This window comes from Nostoc sp. CHAB 5715, from assembly GCF_020829685.1.
GTDB lineage: Bacteria > Cyanobacteriota > Cyanobacteriia > Cyanobacteriales > Nostocaceae > Nostoc.
This window is the reverse complement of sequence record NZ_JAIVFR010000978.1, coordinates 1-2,737: the sequence shown is the minus strand read 5'-3', so window position 1 is coordinate 2,737 and position 2,737 is coordinate 1. Positions and strand designations below refer to the sequence as shown.

Annotated in this window: 6 protein-coding genes; 1 reads left to right on the top strand and 5 read right to left on the bottom strand. The window is 41.0% G+C overall.

What is annotated here, in order from left to right; all coding sequences use genetic code 11:
• From LC574_RS34670 to LC574_RS34660, 3 genes are all read right to left on the bottom strand, one after another.
• Positions 1-253 (bottom strand): arsenic resistance protein (locus tag LC574_RS34670; RefSeq protein WP_368736769.1); only part of this gene is annotated, 253 nt, incomplete at its 3' end.
• Between the two features lie 74 nt (positions 254-327).
• On the bottom strand, positions 328-1,389 hold the full coding sequence (locus LC574_RS34665) for a PstS family phosphate ABC transporter substrate-binding protein (RefSeq protein ID WP_229458143.1): 1,062 nt from the start codon (positions 1,387-1,389) through the stop codon (positions 328-330).
• 115 nt (positions 1,390-1,504) lie between these two features.
• Positions 1,505-1,831: a helix-turn-helix transcriptional regulator gene (locus LC574_RS34660; RefSeq protein WP_229458142.1), complete on the bottom strand. Its 327-nt coding sequence runs from the start codon at positions 1,829-1,831 to the stop codon at positions 1,505-1,507.
• Positions 1,832-1,984: 153 nt separating this feature from the next.
• Between LC574_RS34660 and LC574_RS34655 the strand changes: the two genes are divergently transcribed.
• Positions 1,985-2,176, top strand: a complete 192-nt coding sequence (locus LC574_RS34655) for a pentapeptide repeat-containing protein (protein ID WP_229458141.1) — start codon at positions 1,985-1,987, stop codon at positions 2,174-2,176.
• A gap of 200 nt (positions 2,177-2,376) precedes the next feature.
• On the opposite strand, the gene LC574_RS38380 is transcribed toward LC574_RS34655, so the two are convergent.
• Together LC574_RS38380 and LC574_RS34650 are read right to left on the bottom strand one after the other, a co-directional pair.
• Positions 2,377-2,508, bottom strand: coding sequence for a hypothetical protein (locus tag LC574_RS38380; RefSeq protein WP_267871778.1), 132 nt, complete (start codon positions 2,506-2,508; stop codon positions 2,377-2,379).
• A complete protein-coding gene (locus LC574_RS34650) occupies positions 2,509-2,688 on the bottom strand; it encodes a hypothetical protein (RefSeq protein WP_229458139.1) in 180 nt (59 codons plus the stop codon).
• Between the last annotated feature and the right edge of the window lie 49 nt (positions 2,689-2,737).

The following is a 2,737-nucleotide window of genomic DNA, read 5'->3' as shown; positions in this document are numbered from 1 at the left end:
TACCGAGAATTTTCCCGTTACGAAATACATCTCCTAACTCCTCGTATCGCACCTTGGCTAAGGGTGGATACATCGTCAGAATTAACCCGATGGCGATCGGTATATTGGTCGTTCCCACCTGAAACTGATTAATAAACCCTTCAACTCCAGGAAAAAAATATCCCAAGCAGACCCCAACAGCCATTGCTAGAAAAATCCACAAGGTCAAGAATCGGTCAAGAAAGGAAAGGCGTTTTGAAATCTTTTTGTTCATCACAGGGTTCACACAGCTTGCATTCTAAAGTTTCATCATGAACAAGTTGGTTGGTTTGGATGGGTTGTCCATGCCTAGAACTGTCCTTCCTTCCGTAATAACTCTCCAATTGTTAGGTTCATCTCTGCTTTTCCTCCAAATACTGTTCCCACTTTTCCTTGATACAAGTGAACGTAATTGAGACGTTTGCTCTCATCTGGTAAAGGTATATAACCCACAGCACTGGCTGTTGTTGGTGCTTTATCAATGTAAAATTCTACAAATTTGTTCACTAATCCTTTGTCTTGCTTATCCCGAAAATTAACGTAGATAAACAAAGGTCGAGCCAGGGGTTGATACTGAACTTTCTCTACAGTTTGACGCGACGGCAGTACTGCACCTTTGCCGTTGTCAATTGCCAACGCTGTTAACTTATTTTGGTGTTTTTCATAATACGAATAACCAAAATAACCTAAAGCGTTTGGGTCTTTGATTATGTCATTGACTAGTACCTCATCATCTTCACTCGCAGTGTAGTCATTACGGCTGGCTCTAGTTTTACCTACAGTCGCTTCTGTAAAGTAGTCAAAAGTACCAGACTTTTGACCAGCACCATACAAATTCATTGGACGATCTGGCCAAGATGCACGTGCTTGGTTCCATCGGGTAATTTTCCCTTGGGCCTCCGGTTCCCAAATCTTTTTCAATTCTGCTATTGTGATGTCTTTTGCCCAGTTGTTTTGCGGATTAACAGCAACGGTAAGTGCATCAAAAGCAATGGGAAACTCCATATACACCACACCATTTTTCTTGCAAACTTCCATCTCGTCCTTCAAAATTGGTCGTGAAGCGTTGCTGATGTCGGTTTCTCCGGCACAAAATTTTTCAAACCCGCCAGTAGTACCGGAAATGTTAATTGCAAACTGTACCTTATTCTTTGGATCGGCTTGATACTCTTTAGCGATCGCTTGGGTAATTGGATATACCGTACTAGAACCATCAATTTTAATTGTTGTCCCAGCCTTGGGAGTATTACTAACTTCAATAGCAATTGGAGACTGTTGACTTTGAGTACTAGAAGTTGGTCCAGCTGCACAACTACTCGCTAGAGCCAGCGTTCCCAGCGTGAGAGCCAATTTCTTAACTTTTGCTTTCATTGACCTCCCTCTGTGCTGTAACTAAGTTTATATCTCTCATTTCAAATAAAGTTGATATATACGGGTAGTGTCAACTACAAGATATAAAAATTCATCAAAAAAACTTGATATGTTCTTAAGAATTTTGGCAGGAGCGGGCAGGCAATATTTGAACTAGGCGGCGATAATCAGATAAATATTGCTCTAGTACTACAAATTGAACCAAATTAAGGCTGTAGTAAATCCAGCGTCCCTCTTGACGCGAACGGACTAACCCAGCTTCTTTAAGAGTTTTCAAATGGAAAGACAGTTTCGACTGAGTAACCCCTAGAGTCTCGCACAAGTCACAGACACACAGTTCTTGCTCTCGCAGCAGTTCTAAGACCTGAAGCCGTAATGGCTCAGAAAGTGCATGAAAGCCAGCTACGATAGTAGCATTAGTGAGAGTGGAGAGAGAATCCATCAAGTTTTATTGAACTATCTTTTCATATTTATCATAGCAAGCTAAATTCAACCTAGACTTTATTGCACTTAATTTGAATTTCCTTGTAAAAGCCTAATCTGTAGCCAATTTGAATAAAGCAGTCATCGTGGCAGTTATTTACAGGCACAACTGATGGAAGTTACTGAACTGCTGAGGCGATATAAAACAGGGGAGCGAGACTTTACCAGAGTTGATCTTGCTGAGGTCAACCTGAGTAATGCGTGCTTGGTTGGTATTGACTTAAGTGGAGCCGTCCTGTCTGGGGCTAAACTCAGTGGAGCAAACCTTACCCAAGCAGATTTATTGTGTGCTGACCTCATTTGATGGTAAATTCTCCTTTTCAAGTGTAATTAATTTTCCATTTACAATCTTGACTGGAGTTATATTTGAGTAGTCAGTTCGGTCATCTTCACTTGCCTTTGCTTTCATAGCTAAAGGATACCAATGGATGCGTTCAATTTTATTGGTCTGAGGATTTGTCCATGTCCAGAATAGTTTGTGAGGAGATGCAGCACCCTTAACTGTCAGATAAGTTCTTTTATTTGGTTATCACGGGTAAGTGTCCAGATGCGATTACCTGTGCGACGAGCGATCGCTTGCTGCCAATCAGCAGAGATAAATTCTTTATCTACGTAAATATTACTAGAGTTAACCATCTATATAACACCTTTGGCAGCAATTCTTTCATCTGTATTAGCAGGCACTATGTCATAAGCAATAGGAATTCCATTCCATGTTGACAGCATAACTAGCTTGTAGCCAAAATAACGCATTTCTCTAGCAGCACACCAACCAGGGGTAGCATTGCCTGCAAAATCGGGCGTTGCTGATTCCATCTATGAAAATGATTTTGCATAATACCAAAATCCTTGTAGAGACGTAGCA

Bases quoted from the DNA above. Each gene is read 5' to 3' on its own strand.
- LC574_RS34665 (WP_229458143.1), bottom strand. From the start codon at position 1,389: ATGAAAGCAAAAGTTAAGAAATTGGCTCTCACGCTGGGAACGCTGGCT.
- LC574_RS34660 (WP_229458142.1), bottom strand. From the start codon at position 1,831: ATGGATTCTCTCTCCACTCTCACTAATGCTACTATCGTAGCTGGCTTT.
- LC574_RS34655 (WP_229458141.1), top strand. From the start codon at position 1,985: ATGGAAGTTACTGAACTGCTGAGGCGATATAAAACAGGGGAGCGAGAC.
- LC574_RS38380 (WP_267871778.1), bottom strand. From the start codon at position 2,508: ATGGTTAACTCTAGTAATATTTACGTAGATAAAGAATTTATCTCTGCT.
- LC574_RS34650 (WP_229458139.1), bottom strand. From the start codon at position 2,688: ATGGAATCAGCAACGCCCGATTTTGCAGGCAATGCTACCCCTGGTTGG.